Consider the following 19,657-nt stretch of genomic DNA (forward strand, 5'->3'; position numbering starts at 1 on the left):
TGGACTATCCCCTAGAGTCCCCATTGGTGCTTGATTACCTCTTTGTACATATTTTCCCGTGAGAGCATTTGTTCATAAAGTTTCACGAGATGTTCTAGGGCTTGCTCACGATTCATCTGTTGCACTTGGCTTTCGAAGGAACGGAGGCTGAATTGTTGCTCTAATGAGAGTTCGTTGTTTGTTGGAAACATAGTTATCTCCTGAACAGTTTTGACTATCAATACTGGGCTGAATTTCTCCTGATGCAGAAATGCCAGGCCAACTATTACATATTGTAAACAATTATTGACAACTGTGTGATTGTGTTAATTCGTTTTTAGCGATTCTTCTCCCCGTAAGTTGCTCAAAGTGAACAAAGCAATGAGTAAAAATACTTGTTTGTCTGGATTTCTAGATAAAATTGGAAAATATTAGGGATAGCCCAACCAGCAATAGGGGGAAATGTCTTAGTGGTGCAGGAATTTCGTTTGGGATGTGCGGTCTGGGCCTACCGCGGTTGGTTAGGGGATTTTTACCCCAGAGGCAGTGCCGCGAAGGATTTTTTGAGGCTCTATGGCGATCGCCTCCATGCCGTGGAAGGAAATACAACATTTTATGCGGTGCCCTCTGCCGAAACAGTGACACGCTGGCGGGAACAAACGCCCCCCGAATTCCGCTTTTGTTTGAAATTTCCCCAGACCGTGACCCACCAAGGCCCATTAATGGCTCAATTAGACCAAGCAAAGGCGTTTATCGACCGGGTTGAGCCCTTAGGCGATCGCCTAGGCTGTATCTTTGCCCAGCTTCCCCCTTACTATTCCCCGAATTACTATGGCGATCTACAAGCATTTCTACTCGCTTTAGCAGATTGTCCCATCACCCTAGGTGTGGAAGTACGCCACCTCGACTGGTTTCAAGCGCCCCACCGCGATCGCCTCGACGCCCTCCTCGCCCATCATGGCGTGAGTAAAGTGCTATTAGATACCCGCCCAATTTACAACTGCTCCGATAATCCCCAGGCCCATTCCCAACGTCCCAAACCAGAAGTGCCCTTGATCCCAACAGTAACGAACCAGAAGGCCATTGTCCGCTTCATCAGCCACCCCAAACGTTCCTTAAATCAGCCCTACTTTGAGCAGTGGTGTCAGCAGATTCAACAATGGTATGCCGCCGGCTACTCTACTTATTTCTTCATGCACTGTCCCATCGAAGATCACTCCCCCGGCCATGCCCTCTACTTTCAAGAAAAACTGCAACAGTCCCAAATTCCCGTGCCACCTCTCCCCTGGCAGAAACTCATCCCCGAACCCGAACAACTCAGTCTCTTCTAAAAACATCGCCTTCCAACATTCAACATCTTATTCCGGCATTCTCCTACCCATACAACCTCGCTCACCGCAAAATTAAAGGCCCGTTTTTCAGTAAAGCGACCAGCAACTGAGAAAAATCTTGGTTCGAGTTCCTCAGGACGGCACCAAACCCAAGACCCCCCTTAGCCCCTGTAGATGTTAAAAACTGTTACGAAACAACAAGGAGAGGTGACACAGTAACGCAAAATATTTGCGGATGGCTGTAGGAAAACCTAGGACAGTGTCGGCTTATTTCTCTGATGAAATATTTAGATAGTAATCCGGACGCTTAGGCGCCTCATACACCCACAATGTTGGTTTTAATTTGAGCAATATAAAGCAAATTAAAGAAAGCCACCATTTATTTGATAAAAAACCAGTTTAAATCTAAAATCTGGTAATTATTTACTTTATTTAGTCTCATATCTAGAGGAGGAATCCATAGATGAGTATTGTCACGAAATCCATCGTGAATGCCGACGCTGAAGCTCGTTACCTCAGCCCCGGTGAACTCGATCGCATCAAAGCTTTTGTTACTTCTGGTGAAAGCCGTCTTCGGATCGCTGAAACCCTGACTGGCTCCCGTGAGCGCATCATCAAATCTGCTGGTGATGCCCTCTTCCAGAAGCGCCCTGACGTTGTTTCTCCCGGCGGTAACGCTTACGGCGAAGAAATGACTGCAACTTGCCTCCGTGACATGGACTACTATCTCCGTCTGATCACCTACGGTGTCGTTGCTGGTGATGTAACTCCAATCGAAGAAATCGGTCTTGTTGGCGTTCGCGAAATGTACAAGTCCTTGGGCACTCCCGTTGACGCGGTTGCTCAGGCAGTTCGTGAAATGAAAGCTGTTGCGACTGGCATGATGTCTGGCGACGATGCAGCTGAAGCTGGTGCTTACTTTGACTATGTCATCGGAGCAATGGAGTAATCATACAAATTTGATTACTTTCTCCATAGTGGTTTTTGCCCTCTGGAACTTCGTTAAGACCTACTAAGATAAGGAATTATAACAATGCAAGACGCAATTACTTCTGTAATCAACTCTGCTGACGTCCAAGGTAAGTACCTTGATGGCAGTGCAATGGATAAGCTCAAAGCTTATTTCACAACTGGTGCCCTCCGTGTTCGTGCGGCTAGCACCATCAGTGCTAACGCTGCAGCAATCGTAAAGGAAGCTGTTGCTAAGTCTCTCCTTTACTCTGATGTAACTCGTCCTGGTGGCAACATGTACACCACTCGTCGTTACGCTGCTTGTATTCGTGACCTCGACTACTACCTCCGCTATGCAACCTATGCAATGCTTGCTGGCGATCCTTCTATCCTCGATGAGCGTGTGCTCAACGGTTTGAAAGAAACCTACAACTCCCTCGGTGTACCCGTTGGTTCTACTGTTCAAGCGATCCAAGCAATGAAAGAAGTCACTGCTGGTCTTGTCGGTGCTGACGCTGGCCGTGAAATGGGTGTTTACTTCGACTACATCTGCTCTGGCTTAAGCTAATGCTTCGCATCTGTCGGATGCAAGTGGTGTAGTAACCCAATTGAGTTCGGGGGTATGCGCTCACTGTCTAGCTCTTTGTAAGCTTTTACTAGGTTTGTCTGGGTATAAGTTTTGGGGATCTAGAATCTGGGTTGCGACTTCCGAACTTTGCTATATCAGCCTTGATAATAAAACTCTTTCAGATAAACGACTGGGTTCAAAAACGTTTAAGGAGATCATTTAAGCTATGCGGATGTTTAAAATTACGGCCTGTGTACCAAGCCAAAGCCGAATTCGGACACAGCGTGAACTACAAAATACATACTTCACCAAGCTAGTTCCCTACGACAATTGGTTCCGTGAGCAACAACGCATCATGAAGATGGGCGGCAAGATTGTTAAGGTGCAACTGGCAACTGGTAAGCCCGGCACCAATACTGGTTTGACCTAAATACGAATCATCAAGCGTCCATCTGTTTTTGGGTTTGACTTGGGGAGGTCGATTAACGGCCTCTTATTTTTTTTGCAAAATTGGGGGGATTGGTAGAAATTTGGTTCACGAATGGGTAACAGCGTCTAAATTTCACGCCAAAATTGACTACCCTAGATCTTGTATTTTCAGTGTCTCTTTGTGGTGGTACTCGCGATGACCCAACCAAATCCTCAACCTCCGAAAACACAATTGGGACAGATGGTCACCCAAGCTTTCAATACGATGGTTCATTTTGGGCAGCATACCCTCAAGCCCGGTGCCCGTGTACCTGAGCTACACATTGAAGGCCAGACACAACCTTTTCCGTTAATTGGCGATCGCCACACCGGGGGGCGAAGTTCGAGCCAAGATATCACCATCCGCAACGAAACGGTGAGTGCCCAACATTTTTCACTCAGCAAAGATCCAGAGAATCCGCGCCATTACCTCATCCACGATGAACGATCTTCCAACGGCATTTACGTCAATCGGCGTAAAGTTAAGCATTTTCCCCTCCGCAATGGTGATGTTATCCACCTTGCGCCCCCAGAATTAGCCCAGGCCGCCTGTTTGACCTACCGCTACGAAATCCCTATGTGGGTCAAGATTATTCGTTATGGTCTGTTCAGCGGCGGTGGTTTTGTCGGTTTTCTGACCCTATTCTTGCTGTGGCAATGGATAAAATATCCTCTAAATCCCCTCCCTTCTGGCGTTACAGGCCCTGTGGTGATTTTTTCCCGGGACGGAGAGACGGCTATTAACCCCGTCACCACCGATAGCCACCGGGAACTGCCGCGGCTCAAAGATTTTTCGCCTTACCTCAAAAACGGTGTGATGGCTTCTGAGGATGCCCGTTTCTATTGGCACCCAGGCATTGATCCGATTGGGATTGCTCGGGCAATCAGGGTGGCCCTTTCACGGGGAAGCGCGACCCAGGGGGCGAGTACGATCACGCAGCAGGTAGCCCGGAGTCTGTTTCCAGAGGTGGGGCGGGAAAAAAGTGCCAGCCGCAAGTTACGGGAAATGATTGTGGCCCTGAAGATGGAGACTTTCTTCAGTAAAGATGAAATTTTGCTGCTGTATTTAAATAAGGTTTACCTGGGGGTGGGCCAGTCGGGGTTTGAAGATGCCGCCCAGTTTTATTTTGATAAGTCGGCCCGGGATCTAGATTTGCTGGAGTCTGCCACTTTGATTGCCATGTTGCCCGCCCCAAATGCGTTTAATCCTATCGTTGACCCGGATAAATCCCGCGAACAACGCAATCTTGTGATTGACCGGATGTACAAATTGGGGATGATCACCGACCAAGAACAACGTCAGGCAAAATTAACCCCCATTGAAGAGCGTTTGAGTGAAGAGGCCCGCCGTTCGCTGTCTAACAATGCAGCACCCTATTTTTATGGCTATGTGCAGCAGGAGTTGACGGAATTACTGGGGGAAGATGCCATGAAAATGGGGAATCTTTACATCGAAACGGGGTTAGATATTACGATGCAACAGAAAGCTGCCTCGGCTCTCCAGGCATCCATAGAGCAGGATGGCTCCCAGGTCGGCTTTTCCCAAGGGGCGATCGCCACCCTCGATAGCGACACAGGCGAAATTCTCGCCATGGTTGGCGGTAAAGATTACGCCGAAAGCCAATTTAACCGCGCCGTTCAAGCTAAACGACAACCTGGTTCTACGTTTAAGGTGTTTGGCTATGGTGCCGCCCTTGAACAAGGCATTTCTCCCTACACGGCCTTTTCCTGTGCGCCCCTCAACTGGCAAGGACAACAATATCGTGGTTGCGAGCGCACCAGCACCGCCAGTACCGATATGTTTCGTGGCATGGCCCAATCCGAAAATGCGATCGCCTTGCGTATTGCCCAGACAGTGGGGTTAGATCGCGTCATTAACTTTGCCCAAAAATTAGGCGTAGACTCAGAACTGAGGCCTTCTCCTGGTTTGATTTTGGGAGAAAGCGAGGTCTCTGTCCTAGAAATGGCAGGGGCCTATGCCACCTTTGCCAACGATGGCACCTGGAACAAACCCCACGCCATCCGCCGTATTTTCGACAGCAGCGACTGTACTGGCGAAACCATTGATAGCTGTCATTTACTCTACGATTTCAGTAACCGCGCCGATCTCCACCGAGAACAGGTTATTTCTCGCGATACCGCCCGCACCATGACCGAGATGCTCCAAGGGGTGATTCAAGGGGGCACAGGCACTGCCGCCCGCCTAGGCCTTGATGAAGCCGGCAAAACAGGGACAACGAACAGCAACGTCGATCTGTGGTTTGTGGGCTATGTCCCATCCCAAGATTTAGTAACGGCCATCTGGTTGGGAAACGACGACAATAGTCCCACTCGGGGTGGCAGTTCCTACGCAGCTAAACTGTGGGGCGCTTATATGCGTGAAGCCTTGTGAACTACCCCGCCGCAAGCAGCGGGGCTTCCTACCCAAAGAACAGCTTTCTATTCCGAGGAATAGCGAGTCTTATATTCTGGCGATAGGCGGACTCCCCGGTTCCCGAGGACAAAAATCACGGTCACAAAAAAATACTTTGTATGTGTCTAGCTTGGTTTTCGCTATCCGTTGCCGTGTCAACGATATGATTATAGAGCATTACGCCCCAAGGGGCGGGGATTTCAACCCTTTGCCGTTAAAAGCGTTGTTCATACGGAGATCCAACAATGCCCCATAGGGAAAACCAAACCATTCTTGGCAGAGCAATTTGCTATTCTATGGTGTAGTAAATCATGACCCCCGCAAGGAGGCTTAATTTCGATGGCAGCAACGGATTTTAAAGATTACTATTCCATCCTTGGGGTCAGTAAAAGTGCCTCTGCCGATGAAATTAAGAAAAAGTTTCGCAAGCTCGCTCTCCAATACCATCCCGATCGCAATCCAGGGGATAAGGCTGCCGAAGCAAAGTTTAAAGAAATTAGTGAAGCTTACGAAGTTCTTTCTGATCCAGAAAAACGGCAAAAATATGACCAGTTTGGCCAATACTGGCAACAGGCTTCTCGCGGGGGCAGCAGTCCCTATAGTGCTGGCGTTAATGTCGATTTTGAGAATTTTAGTAACTTCGACTTTGGTAATTTTGGCAGCTTTGACGAGTTTATTAATGATTTACTCGGACGAGCCGCAGCGGGCGCTGGGCCACGGGGCACCGGCAATCCTTACAGTGATTTTGGCTTTAATACAACAGCGAGTGGCACCACCCAGGGCGCAGATCGAGAAGCAAATATTCAATTGACATTCTCCGAAGCCTTTCGAGGCGTTGAAAAACGATTGAGTCTAGGCACAGAAACCATTACGGTTAAAATTCCGGCGGGAGTCACCAACGGCAATAAAATCCGCGTCAAAGGCAAAGGTTCTCCCAGTGTCATGGGAGGACAAAGGGGGGATTTGTATTTAATTGTCCAACTCCAGTCCCATCACTTTTTCCATTTTGAAGGGGATAACCTAACCTGTACTTTACCAATTACCCCCGACGAGGCTGTACTGGGGGCCTCTGTCGCCGTCCCAACACCAGATGGCAAGGTGACGATGAAAATCCCCCCAGGGATTAAATCAGGGCAATCACTACGACTCCGAGGCAAGGGCTGGCCCAAACCGAAGGGCAACCGCACGGATCAGCTCGTCAAAATTGAGATTGTTGTCCCGACTACGCCCACCGAAGCAGAGAAAGAGTGCTATGAGAAGCTCCGGGCCCTTAATTCTTTTAAGCCCCGCGATCGCCTCCAGAATGTCAGCCTCTAGTCACTACCAATGATTTTCTTGAGGGAATTAATGCCTTTTTTAATCCGTCGTGAAACGGTAATGACACTCACTCCCAGTAAGTCAGCGGCCTCTTTTTGGGTGAGATCATGGAGAAAAACAAATTCCAATACCTTGCGAGTATGTTCTTCGAGTTGAGCAAGGCCCTGTTGAATGCGAATTTGATCTTCAATGGCCAGTTGAAAGCTTTTGTAACCCGGATCCGGAACAAGATCCCCTAGAGAAGTGTTTTCCCCTTGATCAGCTTTTACAGAAACGTCAAGACTAACGGGATCACGATTTTGGTAAGCAAGATTAATTGACTGCCACTCGCTCACGGAAATATCGAGATGTTCGGCAATTTCTGCGATGGAAGGTTGTCGATTATGTTCTTGGCGAAAGGCTTGGATAAATCGATTAGATTGTTGCCGTAATTGGAGCATCCGACGGGGAATACGAACAGTGGAACTTTTATCGCGCAGGTAATGTTGAATTTCACCTCGAATATAGGGGTTTGCAAAGGAACTAAAGGCATTACCGCGCTCTAGGGTAAATCGCTCAATGGCTCGGAGCAAACCTAAACTGCCCACTTGCATGAGATCATCAAAGTTCTCGCTACATTGTCTCGACCAATGATGGGCTTCTTTACGAACTAAACCAATATTTAAACTCACAATTTGATTGCGAATTTTGACATCTTGGGACTGCCGATATTCCTGTAACAGTTCCAGGGTTTTGGACTTAATATTGTCACTGACTTTCGTCGTCATCGTAGGTTCCATTATTTTTCGGCCAGATCAATAGTCAAAGTATTACTGAGAAATGGATTGGAGCAAGTCAGAAAAGATCCGCTATTTTTCTGATGAAGAAATCAAAGATTAATGCAAGACTAGAGGAGAGTTTTGGGAAAGACAATCTCAGATATCTTTAGCATCTGTCAGTTATGCCGTTTGTGATCATAATATTGGCATAGGTAGATTCAAAATAGTATTGATTTTTATCAAAGTTCACTACTTTTTACGGAATCTTCAACAAAACTCCGTGGAATTACTGAAAAACGAAGGGGGATCTCCTTTTCAATTCTTTCAATGTTCTCCCTGGATCTACGGAATTAATGATTTTTGGTCTGTGGCAAGTGATTATTTTATCTTAGTGAATTGGCTTGGGAGAATTCGATTGTGGTGCCTTCGGCACAAGCCATTCTCCAGTGACTTGCAGTTGAATTTTCCCGGGTAAAGTGCTAAGGCGATCGCCATTAAAGCCATGGATCAATTCGACTGTAGCAGTAATTTGGGCAAAGGTTGGCATTTTGGGCAAAATTTGCTGGAGATATTGCCGGATAATGCGGCGTTGGAGGGCAATGTGCAAAGGCTGTAGGGTGAGGCGATGGAGGTGTTGCTGGGGATTTAGGGTTTGGTGGAGATATTGTTGAGCGATCGCCTCAAGATAGTCATTTTCATCCTGCAAAATTACTGCTGTTTGGGCGAGGTGTTTGTCAGCTTGGGTGTTTAATGTCCGTAGCTGGGGCAGGATTTGCTGGCGTACCTGGTTGCGCTTAAAGCGCATTTGCTGATTGTAAGGATCGAGACACACAGGCAGATTAAACTGTCGGCAAAACTTACCTGTTTCCTGTCGTGTAATTGTCAACAAGGGGCGCACCAACATGACTTTGTCTGAGAGCGATCGCCATGCAGTGAGACTGCCGAGACCAGCCATCCCAGACCCCCGCACCAGGTTATAGATTAGGGTTTCTGCGCGGTCACTTTGGGTATGACCAGTTACCACATAAGCCTTGCCGAGTTGGGCTGCTAAGTGAGTTAAAGCTTGATAGCGCCATTGGCGCGCCGCATTTTCTGTTTCTGGGAGAGAAGTCCCTGCGCAGCAAAGGTGAAAAGGTAACTGCCATTGTGCCCCCAAGGTTTGCACATGGGTTGCAATATTGTCATCACCAGGCCAGCCATGGTGACAATGGGCGATCGCCAAGGACCATTGCCAATGGCTTTGTAAGTCCAACATCAACTGACTTAAACAGACAGAATCTTGCCCACCTGAAACAGCCATAAGGATCATGGCCCCTGTCGGCAATAAATTTGATTCTTTCAACTGTTGGTTTAGCCGCGCATGTAAAGGACTCCAGCTCATGGAATCACCGGTCTAATACGCCCATAGAATCTACCCTTCGTATCCAAAAGCCTATGGCTTTTTACGAAACATCGCCACATTAATGAACTGACCGAGATCATCATCTGAGGCTTGGGTATTCTGATTGCTTGAGACTTCAGAATCATCAAAAAGATCGCCTAAATCAAGATCACTATCTTCAGGCAAAGACTCTTCTGCCTCGTCCAAAGACAACTCCAAATCTCCTGACAGATCATCCAGACTTTCTGTGTCATTGTCTGTGAACACCGCAAATGGATCATCTGCCTCTAAAGCAGCATCCTGAATATCATCCTGGGTTGGTGGTTGGTCTTCTGCCACCTCTCCAAAAGGATTATGGGCATCCAGAAGATCTGTTTCTAGGGCTTCAGGAGTACTTTCTGTCTCCATCTCCGGTAGATCTTCTAACGTTTCTAAATCACCAGTAGCGGGGGCTGGGTTTTCTTCCAATAGGGATTGGAATAAATCATCTTCCTCTGGAAGCTGTTCCGGTTCATCAAACAGATCCTTAAGAACCGTTTCTTGTTCTTCGCCGCTATCGACCGTGATTGCCGTTGGCTCATCATCATCAGCAAATTCATCTAAATCTAGATCAAGGTCAAAATCTCCCTCTTCTGTGTCACCAAACAAATCATCGAGATCTTCGTCAGAAATTGCTTCGTTTAGATCACTAGCTGGTGTGTCTTCCGAGAATAACGCTTCTAAATCGTCGGTTTCTTGAAGTTCAGCTTCTGACTCTGGGGTAGGTTGTTCTGGGGTTTCAGACGTTTCTTGATCGAAAATATTTTCTAAAAACTCTTCATCCGGCTGAACAAGGGTTTCCTGAAAGACAATAGTTTCTCTACCGCTAATGGTGGATTGTTCAACGGGTTCTGGGGGAGGAGCCGAGATATCCTCCCCGCCGTGATCAGCCTCTGGGGTGATCCCAGCGAAACCCGCTTCCGCCGCCACTGCTTCGTCAAAATCTGCCGTTTTTCCGAACTCCTCTGAATCTAAGTCTGAAAAAACATCGGTGGCTTCAGCTTCTTCTTCTCGTGGCGCATCAGGCCCGTGAATCTCAGGTACTTCCTCTGCTTCCTCTGCAACGGCGGCATCAAAATCAAAGTCTTCTTCCCCGAACAGCTCATCGAGATCATCGACGGGTTCTGCTAGATCTGCCTCGGCAGCATCGCTGGATTCATCAAAAAGGGCCTCAAAATCATCGAGGTCATCTTGATCGGCAAAATCAGTACCAACATCCTGGGGGGCTGCTTCCATATCTGGCAAGTCAAGGTCTGGCAGTTCTGGCTCTGCAGTATCAGATTCAGAATCATCAAAATCCAAACCAAGGTCAGCAAATTCTGCTTCGTTAAACTCTAGTTCCAAATCATCAAAGTCTGATTCAGAAGTCGTAGATGCAGTCGCACTAGGGAAATCACTGGCAGCTACCGAAGGAAGAAGATCAGCAGCTGCCTTAGGCTTTGGGTCTGCGCTTGCCTCCCCACCATCTTCTTCGGCAAATTCAAGGTGTAGTCTGACTTTTCCTTTAACCCAACCAGAGGCTCCAAACCGTAGCACATCACATTCAATGCCATTATCCGTTAGCCAATCAATGGTTTCTTCAGTGAGTCCCCCCAACCCTTGGTCTAGTAAGAGTTGTTTTAAGGCGGCGGCGAACTCGTCAACGCGAAAAGTGCTATGGCCGATTACAAAACGGGATTCGCTATTAATCGACAGCACTTCACCGCTGCTCAGTGGTTGAAAGTTTTTGCTCACGGTTATTTCCCCACAGTATCAAAATAGTTAGGTCATCAAGCTAAAAGAGGATTCGGGTGGACTGATATCGAAATTCAATCCTTTGTGTCCTATTTTAATCGGGCTTTTCCCACGGAAATGTCTTTTTCTCTTTAAAATTTACGGATTTTTAGAAAAACCAACCATAGGAATGTAATCCTTTACCAAGGATGTTGACTCCTAGATAACATACCCAGACGACAAAAAAACCTGCCGCTGCGAGAAAGGCGGGTTGTCGGCCTTGCCAACCCCGGGTGATGCGGGCATGTAAATAGGCAGCAAAAACTAACCAGGTAATGAGGGCCCAGGTTTCTTTGGGATCCCAGCTCCAATAGGAACCCCAGGCTTCGTTGGCCCAAACGGCACCGGCAATAATCCCAATGGTCAGAAGGGGAAAGCCTAAGCCAATGATGCGGTAGCTAATGTTGTCGAGGGTATCGGCAATGCTCAACATCTGAGGGCTGAGGGTCGCAGTTGTGGTGAGCTGCTGGAGATCGGGGGACGTTAAGACAGCGGTATTCCCGTTGCTTTGGGGTTCAGTTTTCTGAAAGGACACTACGGTTGCCGGGGTTTCACCGGTGGGATTTTGGGGCTGGCGCAGTCGATAGCCACCATTGCCAACGGAGCTGCCTCGCAATTCAATTTTTTGGCCTTTGGTGACAATTAAAAAGGCGATCGCCAACAAAGACCCCACCAACAATGCGGCATAGCTAATCATCATCACACTGACGTGCATCATCAGCCAGTTGGACTTGAGGGCCGGGACAAGGGGGGCTGAGTTTTGCATTTCCGCCGGGAGAGAAAGGGCTGCGAAGGCCGTGATCCCCATGGCGACCGGCGCAGTAATCACACCGACCCAACGACTGCGACTCATCCATTCGGCCACGAGGTGCATGGTGGTCACTCCCCAGGCGAGAAAAAAGAGCGATTCATAAAGATTGCTGAGGGGGAAATATCCCGCTTCTAACCAACGGGCTCCTAGGAGGGTGGCCATGCAGAGATTGGCGATCGCCACGCCGAGGGTGCCTAAGCCAGTTAAGCCCGGAATGTTTGGGAACGCGGCCCCGCCCCAATAGAGGAGCATTGTTAAGAAAAGAACCAGAAAAGAAGTGTTATCTAAAAGGCTTTGGAGTGCGACCAAATCCATTGTGCGATTCTCCTAAAAAAATATCGATCAAAAAAGCTTGGACTTTTAGTGGACTGTGATTAAAAAATTTTTATCGTTACTTATTTTCCCATTAGATCATATCGGCTGAGCTCCCCCGACGGCTATGTCGATCCTGATAGAGGGTGGTACGTTCTGCGGGAAGGCGATCCACTGAGGCGATCGCCGTTCGTAATTGAGAGACCGTTAAACAGGTTCCCCCTTGGGCACCGGCCATGGTGGTAATGTGCTCTTCCATGAGGGTACCGCCTAAATCATTACAGCCCCAACGGAGGGCAGTGGTGGCCCCTGCCAAGCCCAGTTTGACCCAACTCGGCTGGTGATTAATAATCCATTTGCCAAGGAAGAGGCGAGCCACCGCCGTCAATAACAGTGTTTTTTGCAGATCCGGTTGATCCCGGCCCACTTTTTTGCGGAGTACCTGGGGGGCTAACTGACCGACAAAGGGTAAGAGAATAAATTCAGTAATCTTCGCGGGTTTCCCCTCGGCGATCGCCTGTTGTTGCAACTGCCGAATTTGGGCTAAATGTTGTACCTGATGCCATGGCGTTTCGATGTGGCCACAGAGCATTGTGCTGGTGGTCGGCAGTCCCAGGTGGTGGGCCGTACTGACAATTTCTAGCCAAGTTGCCGCCTTTAACTTTTCGGGGCAAATCTGACGGCGAATTTGATCATCGAGAACTTCTGCGGCAGTACCCGGGAGGGAATCAACGCCAGCTTCCTTGAGGGCAATAATTACATCCCGAAAGGACAGATGATCTTCGCGGGCAATAAATTCAATTTCCTGGGGAGAAAAGGCGTGGAGATGTAAGCCAGGGAAAGCATCCTTTAAAGCAGAAACCAAATCTAGGTAATAGTTGAGCGATCGCCCATTACGTTTTGCCTGGGGATTTAGTCCCCCCTGGATGCACAGTTCCGTTGCCCCCTCCGCCCAGGCCGCCGCTGCTTTTTCCTGGAGTTGTCCTTGGTCGAGCCAAAAGGAATCTGGATCTCCCACATCTCGCCGAAAAGCGCAGAAGTGACAATGCTGCTCACAAATATTGGTGAAGTTTAGATTGCGGTTAACTACATAGGTGACGGTTTCCCCGCAAAGCGTTTGTCTGAGGGTATCAGCCGCCACTCGGATATTTTCGATGGCCGCCGGCTCCGTTTGGGAAAGGAGAAATACCCCTGCCTCAACCGTAAGATCAACGCCAGCGATCGCCGCATCTAGTACCTGCAGTAAATTCATCCTTGGCCTAACTCGACAGAACGGGCCTTCGCAGCGGTCACAGCAGCAATGACCCCTGAGCGGAACCCGTGGGCTTCGAGGGCAGCGACGCCGGCGATCGTAGTGCCCCCTGGACTGGTGACTCGGTCTTTGAGTTGGGCGGGGTGTAAGCCAGAGGTTTGGAGTAATTCAGCCGTTCCCTTAACCGTTTGGAGGGCAAGTTGTTGGGCTGTGGCCCGGGGTAAACCCGCCGCAACGCCGCCATCGGCCAGGGCTTCTACCATCAAGGCCACAAAAGCCGGGCCAGAGCCAGAAAGTCCGGTAACCGCATCCATCAGGGATTCCGGTACCACCACCACTTCACCCACAGCCCCAAAAATCTGTTTTGCGAGGGCGACCTGGGCTTCTGAAACGAGATCTCCAGGGGCGATCGCTGTCATCCCTTGGCCAATAATCGCCGGTGTATTTGGCATTGCCCGCACCACAGGATAGTCCCCGAAACCGCTTTGTAACTGGGTCAGGGTCACTCCAGCAAGGATTGACAACACCAGGGGGCGCATTTGTTGCTGCTGGCCTTGGAGTTCGCTGGTGACTTGGTTGAAAATTTGTGGTTTGATCGCCAGCATCAAAACATCAGAGGCGATCGCCACTTCTAGATTCTTTGCCGTGACGTCTACCTGATATTCCTGCTGTAAATAAGCCCGCCGTTCTGCCACAGGTTCACTTACAATCACATCCGCTGGCAAGTAAATCTGTTCCTTGAGGAGCCGTGCGAGGAGGGCTTCTCCCATGACACCGCCGCCAATCATGCCGAATTTTGCAGCCATTTTAATTTTTCACATTCATCCCTGAAATGACGCATTCATCTTGACTGATTTTTTCCCAGAAGGCAAATGTACCGCATCAAAAAGGGGACAGAAAATCTATCCCCAAATTTTGGCGATCGCCGTTTGATTGCAGCGTTTTTGTGGGCTAATTTTTATTGAGCCTGGGCCATCGGCGTCATGTCGTCATTCCAAGCCGGAGCCGGGGCCGCCGGACGCGCCGGAGCCGCAGGGGTTTCTTCTTGGTTTAAGCTAGCTTGATTCGTGACCTGGACACAGTTCGGCGTGAAGAGAAAAATACTGTCACCAATCCGTTCTTGGTGGCCATCAATGGCAAAGGTCCCACCGGCAACAAAATCCACTGCCCGCTGTGCTTCGTCGGGATCCATCATGTTGAGATTGAGCACAATGGAACGTCGATCCCTAAGGGCTTGGATAATTTGGGGCATTTCTTCGAAGGAATGAGGCTCACAAACGACCACTTCAGCCGGGGAATTACTGACGCCAGGGAGGCCAATGACATTGTTACGAGCGGGGGTGGTGTTAGAGTTCATGGCAAAGTTAGAAACAACGGTAGGGTTTTCAGGTAGACGACGGGGGGCAGGCGCACTCTCTTCGGGCAAAGGGGTGGGCATTTCAGCAGGATAGAGGGCATGATAATCGTTATTATCAATTTCTCCTTCATAGTATTCTTCGTATTCTTCTGATTCGTTGAAGCCTAGGAAGTTACGTATGCTGTTGAACATGGGGCTAAATATCCTTGGTTATAGGGTTTTCAATATTTTGATAATGATATGCTTCGCTATTTTGGTGGATGGTGGGCGACATCTCCCAAAATCGTTTGTCCAGGATATAAGGCTCGAAGGGTGAAGAGACTTGACCAAGACTTTAGGTGATTTTGAGCATATTCTAAGGGATGAATTATCTGGGGCTCCGCCAATTTAAATTTCTTAAGCTTAGCGATCGCCTTAGGACATATGGCTTATTTTGCCCTAAAAGTGGAGTTTTGGAGAATCGACATTGATAAGATTTTGTGAATCGAACATTTTAAATTCTAGATATTTTTCATCAATAGATTTGTTGCAAGAGGATCAATTTCGAAATTTTTTATGGGATTGTGGCGGGTCACTGGGATGATCGAGGTCGTTGTCAGCACTCAGATGTGCTTATTCCCGTGCCCCAAAGATCCCCTGGCCGACGCGAACCATTGTTGCTCCAGCCTCAATCGCCAGGGGATAATCACCGGACATTCCCATGGATAATTCTGTTAATTGTTCCGGCAAGATTGCCATCTGATTCAGCTGTTCCTTGAGAGAAAAGACCTGCCCAAAAGCCGCTTGGGTCGCTGCGCGGGAAAGTCCTAGGGGCAGAATTGTCATTAAACCCTGAACCTTGAGGTGTTGACAGGTGGCGAGGTGCGGTAAATCAGTCAAGAGTTGAGGAATTTCCCAGCCAAATTTATTTGGGTCAGGCAATGGTTTGATTTGTAAACAGCAGCGGGCTGGATTTTCTAAGTCGGCGGCATATTGATCCAGTTTTTGGGCGAGGGCCAGACTATCGACTGTATGAATCCAATCGAAATGGGCGATCGCCTTTTTCGCCTTATTTTTTTGCAGATGGCCAATAAAATGCCACCGGATATCCGGCAAGTCTTCTAATTCCGCTTGTTTTTGCTGGGCTTCCTGGAACCGATTTTCGCCAAAATCTCGAATTCCCGCCGCGTAGGCCAGGCGAATTTTTGCCGCAGGGTGGGTTTTACTTACAGCGATCAGGCGCACCTCCGGGGGGATTTCTTCCCGTAGTCGGGCAATATTTTCGGCGATCGCATCTGACATTACTAAAAAAATGACCCGTAAATTTTAGACTCAACTAACTCGCTTATTGAAACGTTCGTTTAAAGAGTGCCTGCAACACTTGAAACTCAGCCATGGCACCGGAGCGGCGCACCTGACGCAGGCGATTTTCCATCTTTAACCGCGCATCCATCCGAGTGACCGACTCAAAACTCATGCCATTGGCATCTTGGTTCACAATAAAAAATAACCGCTGGGCATAGAGCGTCGTAAATAACTCCTGCTTGTCTTCCAGTTCACAAATCCGAAAGAGCATGCCAAATGTCGGGTGATTAAAATAAGATTCCGTGTTCATTCAAATTTTAGTGAGTTCACCAATAGCCACAAAGCGCCCTCTCTTTTTCGGTTCACAACCACAAAAAATTAGGGGTTATCTTTGCTGTAATCAAAAATACATATTAAAAATATTAGACATAGTATATAGGCAAGGTTCCCTCTGGGATAGCGTGATCTAGAGTTTTCACGGCTCACGTCAAGATTCTGGCGGATTCAGATCCCCATCTCCCACAAGAGAAACCTAAATTGCTAGAATAAAAAGCTGCTAATTTGCCTAGCCCATTATTTTTGAAACGACCATGACTAAGCCTCGTCAATATCACATTACCACTTTCGGTTGTCAGATGAACAAGGCCGACTCTGAACGTATGGCGGGCATTCTCGAAGAGATGGGCTATCACTTCACCGAAGATCCCTATGCTGCAGATCTCGTTCTCTACAACACCTGCACCATCCGGGATAACGCAGAACAAAAAGTTTATTCTTACCTCGGTCGCCAGGCCAAGCGGAAACAAACCAAGCCCGATTTGACTTTGATCGTCGCGGGCTGTGTTGCCCAACAGGAAGGGGAAAGTCTTCTGCGTCGTGTCCCGGAACTGGATCTGATCATGGGGCCTCAACATGCCAACCGTCTCCAGGATTTGTTAGAGCAGGTCGAGGGGGGCAGCCAGGTGGTCGCAACAGAACCGATTCATATCGTTGAAGACATTACGAAACCCCGTCGGGATAGCACGGTCACGGCTTGGGTCAATGTGATCTATGGCTGCAATGAGCACTGTACCTATTGTGTTGTTCCTGGAGTCCGGGGTACGGAGCAATCGCGCTATCCAGAAGCAATTCGAGCAGAAATGGAAGAGCTGGGGCGACAAGGATTTAGAGAAGTCACTCTCCTCGGCCAAAATATTGATGCCTATGGCCGGGATCTACCAGGGACAACACCGGAAGGTAGAAATAAATACACCCTCACGGATCTTTTGTATTACGTTCATGATGTACCGGGCATTGAGCGGATCCGCTTTGCCACCAGCCACCCCCGTTACTTTACGGAACGCTTGATCAAGGCTTGCCGGGATCTGCCGAAGGTATGTGAGCATTTTCATATTCCCTTCCAGTCTGGGGATAATGAGGTGCTGAAGGCGATGCGACGGGGCTATACCCATGAGAAATATCGTCGGATTATTAATATGATTCGGGAATATATGCCGGATGCGTCGATTAGTGCCGATGCGATCGTGGCTTTCCCTGGGGAAACAGAGGAGCAGTTTGAAAATACGTTAAAACTTGTCGATGAGATTGGTTTTGATCAACTCAATACGGCGGCCTATTCACCCCGACCCGGCACCCCCGCAGCCACTTGGGATAATCAACTCTCTGAAGAAGTGAAAGGCGATCGCCTCCAACGGTTAAATCATCTTGTTTCCCAGAAAGCAGCGGAACGTTCCCAACGCTATGCTGGACGGATTGAAGAAGTTTTAGTGGAAGATCAAAATCCCAAAAATCCCAGTCAGGTGATGGGTCGCACCCGTGGCAATCGTTTGACCTTTTTTGCGGGGAATATCAACGAACTCAAGGGTAAAACTGTCTCGGTGAAAATTACAGAAGTGCGTCCTTTTAGTCTCACGGGTGAACCCATTGCAGCCCTCGTCACTGCTTAATATCCATGAAATTTATCCCTTTTGTACCAGTTCCAATCCTTTCCTGACAATTGGGATTAGACTCCTTTTTGTAAAAAACGATGACTGATTCTGAAAGCAATCAAATTCTCCTGGAAATACGTCAGTTTAAAACCCAAGTTAGTGGGGAGCTAAAACAATTAAATACTCGCTTAGAACATATTGAGACGAGACTTGATCGGGTGGAGATTGGTCAGGAAAAAGCAGATGCTTATCGTCAGGGGACCCAATGGGTGGTGAATTTGTCGTTTAGTTTGATTGTGGCGACGACGATTGGGATTATTTTGCGGTTTGTGTTGGCGAGTTAGAGATTTTTTTCAGTATTTTTATGGAACCTTGGCAGTTAGAAAGCACGATTCGGCAAACTCAGTTGATTTTGACAAATTATCGCCGTTGGTTTGGAGAGCACTTGATTAGGGTTGATGGCGATCGCCTTGAACAGGCAAAAATATTATTTGAATCGCCTTTTGTCGTGTTTTCTCACGGCACAGAAGCTGACCCTATCTATAACTATGGTTCTCGTTTGGGTTTGGAATTATGGGAAAGAACTTGGGAAGAATTAACTCAAATGCCCTCACGACAATCCGCAGCGGCAGAGGAACAAGCGCAACAGGAACGGTACGCAGCCCTTGTAGATAGTCGTAATTATGGTTGTAAGCGTGATTTTTCGGCTGTGCGAGTCACAAAAAGTGGACGACCCGTTCGGATTGAAAATGTGAAACTTTACGATTTACTCGATGCATCAGGAGAATATCGGGGTCAAGCTGCGGTATTTTCTAAATGGACATTTTTAGATGAAATCACGCAATGAAAGAACAATTTATCCTCTGGCTGGATCGGTTATTGGTGGCGGATGTATTTGTGGTGTTATTTGCCTTTTTTTGGTTTGCGATCGCCCTCGTGGGTAAATCCTCCGGTATGAATTTGGGCTGGGATCTCTGGTATAGCCTTTGGGAACCTGTGTTTACGCCCGCGATTGGGATTTTAATGTTGGGGGCGATCGCCAGTTGGGTGATCAAAAAGATTAGCAATTGGTTCGGTTCCGGTTCCGATGAATTGAGCTAAAGAATTTTTTCGCAGAATTTTGCTGTCTCGTTAGGATGAACGGATTCGCAGTTGGACAGAGAATATGAGACTTTCAGAACGATTTTCTAAGGCGTTGGTGCTGGCAGAAACATTGCACCGGACACAAATTCGTAAGGGTTCCGGCACACCTTACATTGCCCATTTGTTAGGGGTTGCCAGTTTAGTGCTTGAAGCGGGTGGAGACGAGGATGAGGCGATCGCCGCTCTACTCCATGATGCCATCGAAGATCAGGGCGGACTCAAAACCAGAGATTTAATTCGGGAAAAATTTGGCGATCGCGTCACCGAAATCGTTGAAGGTTGTTCCGATAGTTTTGACGGCGAAAAAAAGAAGCCCTGGCGAGAACGCAAAGAAGCCTATCTTCAGCACCTTACAACCGCTTCAGCCTCAGTACATCTTGTTTCTATGGCCGATAAACTTTACAATGCCCAATCTATTTTGCGAGATTATCAACGGATAGGTGAAATCCTCTGGACACGCTTTAAGGGCAAAAAAGAGGGCACCCTTTGGTATTACAACTCACTTTTGGCAATTTTCGACCCAGACCATCCCCTCGCCCAAGAATTACGCCATACTATTAATACATTGGAAAAAATCATACGAACCAGTTGA

Annotated in this window: 21 protein-coding genes; 11 read left to right on the top strand and 10 right to left on the bottom strand. The window is 48.1% G+C overall.

The features are described 5' to 3' along the window. Nucleotides 1-11: 11 nt before the first annotated feature. On the bottom strand, nt 12-191 hold the full coding sequence (locus AWQ21_RS08915) for an NblA/ycf18 family protein (protein WP_030006436.1): 180 nt from the start codon (nt 189-191) through the stop codon (nt 12-14). Nucleotides 192-449: 258 nt separating this feature from the next. On the opposite strand from AWQ21_RS08915, the gene AWQ21_RS08920 reads away from it, so the two are divergent. The 6 genes from AWQ21_RS08920 to AWQ21_RS08945 all read left to right on the top strand — a co-directional run bounded on the left by AWQ21_RS08920 (nt 450) and on the right by AWQ21_RS08945 (nt 7,027). Further along, complete coding sequence (locus tag AWQ21_RS08920) at nt 450-1,310, top strand: DUF72 domain-containing protein (RefSeq protein ID WP_083997996.1); 861 nt, start codon at nt 450-452, stop codon at nt 1,308-1,310. Between the two features lie 463 nt (nt 1,311-1,773). Next, entirely contained in the window at nt 1,774-2,259 is a 486-nt protein-coding gene (locus AWQ21_RS08925; RefSeq protein ID WP_012307540.1) for an allophycocyanin subunit alpha, read from the top strand. A gap of 84 nt (nt 2,260-2,343) precedes the next feature. After that, nucleotides 2,344-2,829 (top strand): allophycocyanin subunit beta, encoded by a 486-nt coding sequence (gene apcB, locus AWQ21_RS08930; RefSeq protein ID WP_012307539.1) that lies wholly within the window; start codon nt 2,344-2,346, stop codon nt 2,827-2,829. Nucleotides 2,830-3,055: 226 nt separating this feature from the next. After that, nucleotides 3,056-3,259, top strand: coding sequence for a phycobilisome linker polypeptide (locus AWQ21_RS08935; protein ID WP_012307538.1), 204 nt, complete (start codon nt 3,056-3,058; stop codon nt 3,257-3,259). A gap of 195 nt (nt 3,260-3,454) precedes the next feature. Further along, nucleotides 3,455-5,689, top strand: coding sequence for a PBP1A family penicillin-binding protein (locus AWQ21_RS08940; RefSeq protein WP_065715284.1), 2,235 nt, complete (start codon nt 3,455-3,457; stop codon nt 5,687-5,689). A 360-nt stretch (nt 5,690-6,049) separates the two neighbouring features. After that, nucleotides 6,050-7,027 (top strand): DnaJ C-terminal domain-containing protein, encoded by a 978-nt coding sequence (locus AWQ21_RS08945; protein ID WP_065714237.1) that lies wholly within the window; start codon nt 6,050-6,052, stop codon nt 7,025-7,027. Here the strand turns inward: AWQ21_RS08945 and AWQ21_RS08950 are convergent. From AWQ21_RS08950 to pipX, 9 genes are all read right to left on the bottom strand, one after another. Beyond that, complete coding sequence (locus tag AWQ21_RS08950) at nt 7,024-7,806, bottom strand: RNA polymerase sigma factor SigF (protein ID WP_083997997.1); 783 nt, start codon at nt 7,804-7,806, stop codon at nt 7,024-7,026. The two genes, AWQ21_RS08945 and AWQ21_RS08950, sit on opposite strands and share 4 nt — an antisense overlap. A gap of 367 nt (nt 7,807-8,173) precedes the next feature. Further along, nucleotides 8,174-9,166 carry a tRNA lysidine(34) synthetase TilS gene (tilS, locus tag AWQ21_RS08955; RefSeq protein WP_065714238.1) on the bottom strand — a complete coding sequence of 331 codons (993 nt, stop codon included), beginning with the start codon at nt 9,164-9,166 and terminating at the stop codon, nt 8,174-8,176. 51 nt (nt 9,167-9,217) lie between these two features. Beyond that, nucleotides 9,218-10,939, bottom strand: coding sequence for a KGK domain-containing protein (locus AWQ21_RS08960; RefSeq protein ID WP_065714239.1), 1,722 nt, complete (start codon nt 10,937-10,939; stop codon nt 9,218-9,220). A gap of 148 nt (nt 10,940-11,087) precedes the next feature. Next, the gene (gene ccsB / locus AWQ21_RS08965; RefSeq protein ID WP_065714240.1) at nt 11,088-12,104 is read right to left on the bottom strand and encodes a c-type cytochrome biogenesis protein CcsB; all 1,017 of its coding nucleotides are present in this window, start codon (nt 12,102-12,104) and stop codon (nt 11,088-11,090) included. A 91-nt stretch (nt 12,105-12,195) separates the two neighbouring features. Further along, nucleotides 12,196-13,353: a 7,8-didemethyl-8-hydroxy-5-deazariboflavin synthase subunit CofH gene (gene cofH, locus AWQ21_RS08970; RefSeq protein ID WP_065714241.1), complete on the bottom strand. Its 1,158-nt coding sequence runs from the start codon at nt 13,351-13,353 to the stop codon at nt 12,196-12,198. Continuing rightward, nucleotides 13,350-14,159, bottom strand: coding sequence for a pyrroline-5-carboxylate reductase (proC, locus tag AWQ21_RS08975; protein WP_065714242.1), 810 nt, complete (start codon nt 14,157-14,159; stop codon nt 13,350-13,352). Before proC ends, cofH begins: the two co-directional genes overlap by 4 nt. Before the next feature lie 152 nt (nt 14,160-14,311). Further along, a complete protein-coding gene (locus AWQ21_RS08980) occupies nt 14,312-14,902 on the bottom strand; it encodes a cell division protein SepF (protein ID WP_065714243.1) in 591 nt (196 codons plus the stop codon). A gap of 420 nt (nt 14,903-15,322) precedes the next feature. Then, the gene (locus tag AWQ21_RS08985) at nt 15,323-15,991 is read right to left on the bottom strand and encodes a YggS family pyridoxal phosphate-dependent enzyme (RefSeq protein ID WP_065714244.1); all 669 of its coding nucleotides are present in this window, start codon (nt 15,989-15,991) and stop codon (nt 15,323-15,325) included. 43 nt (nt 15,992-16,034) lie between these two features. Then, nucleotides 16,035-16,304 carry a transcriptional coactivator PipX gene (pipX, locus tag AWQ21_RS08990; protein WP_065714245.1) on the bottom strand — a complete coding sequence of 90 codons (270 nt, stop codon included), beginning with the start codon at nt 16,302-16,304 and terminating at the stop codon, nt 16,035-16,037. Between the two features lie 280 nt (nt 16,305-16,584). On the opposite strand from pipX, the gene miaB reads away from it, so the two are divergent. From miaB to AWQ21_RS09015, 5 genes are all read left to right on the top strand, one after another. Continuing rightward, the gene (gene miaB, locus AWQ21_RS08995) at nt 16,585-17,940 is read left to right on the top strand and encodes a tRNA (N6-isopentenyl adenosine(37)-C2)-methylthiotransferase MiaB (protein ID WP_071932279.1); all 1,356 of its coding nucleotides are present in this window, start codon (nt 16,585-16,587) and stop codon (nt 17,938-17,940) included. An 80-nt stretch (nt 17,941-18,020) separates the two neighbouring features. After that, nucleotides 18,021-18,266 (top strand): hypothetical protein, encoded by a 246-nt coding sequence (locus AWQ21_RS09000; RefSeq protein WP_065714247.1) that lies wholly within the window; start codon nt 18,021-18,023, stop codon nt 18,264-18,266. Nucleotides 18,267-18,286: 20 nt separating this feature from the next. Then, nucleotides 18,287-18,769, top strand: a complete 483-nt coding sequence (locus tag AWQ21_RS09005; protein WP_065714248.1) for an MEKHLA domain-containing protein — start codon at nt 18,287-18,289, stop codon at nt 18,767-18,769. Next, entirely contained in the window at nt 18,766-19,023 is a 258-nt protein-coding gene (locus AWQ21_RS09010) for a hypothetical protein (protein ID WP_065714249.1), read from the top strand. The genes AWQ21_RS09005 and AWQ21_RS09010 overlap by 4 nt, the downstream gene beginning before the upstream one ends. A 64-nt stretch (nt 19,024-19,087) precedes the next feature. Continuing rightward, nucleotides 19,088-19,657 carry an HD domain-containing protein gene (locus AWQ21_RS09015; RefSeq protein WP_065714250.1) on the top strand — a complete coding sequence of 190 codons (570 nt, stop codon included), beginning with the start codon at nt 19,088-19,090 and terminating at the stop codon, nt 19,655-19,657.

It is taken from the genome of Picosynechococcus sp. PCC 7003, assembly GCF_001693255.1.
Classification (GTDB): Bacteria; Cyanobacteriota; Cyanobacteriia; order Cyanobacteriales; family MRBY01; genus MRBY01.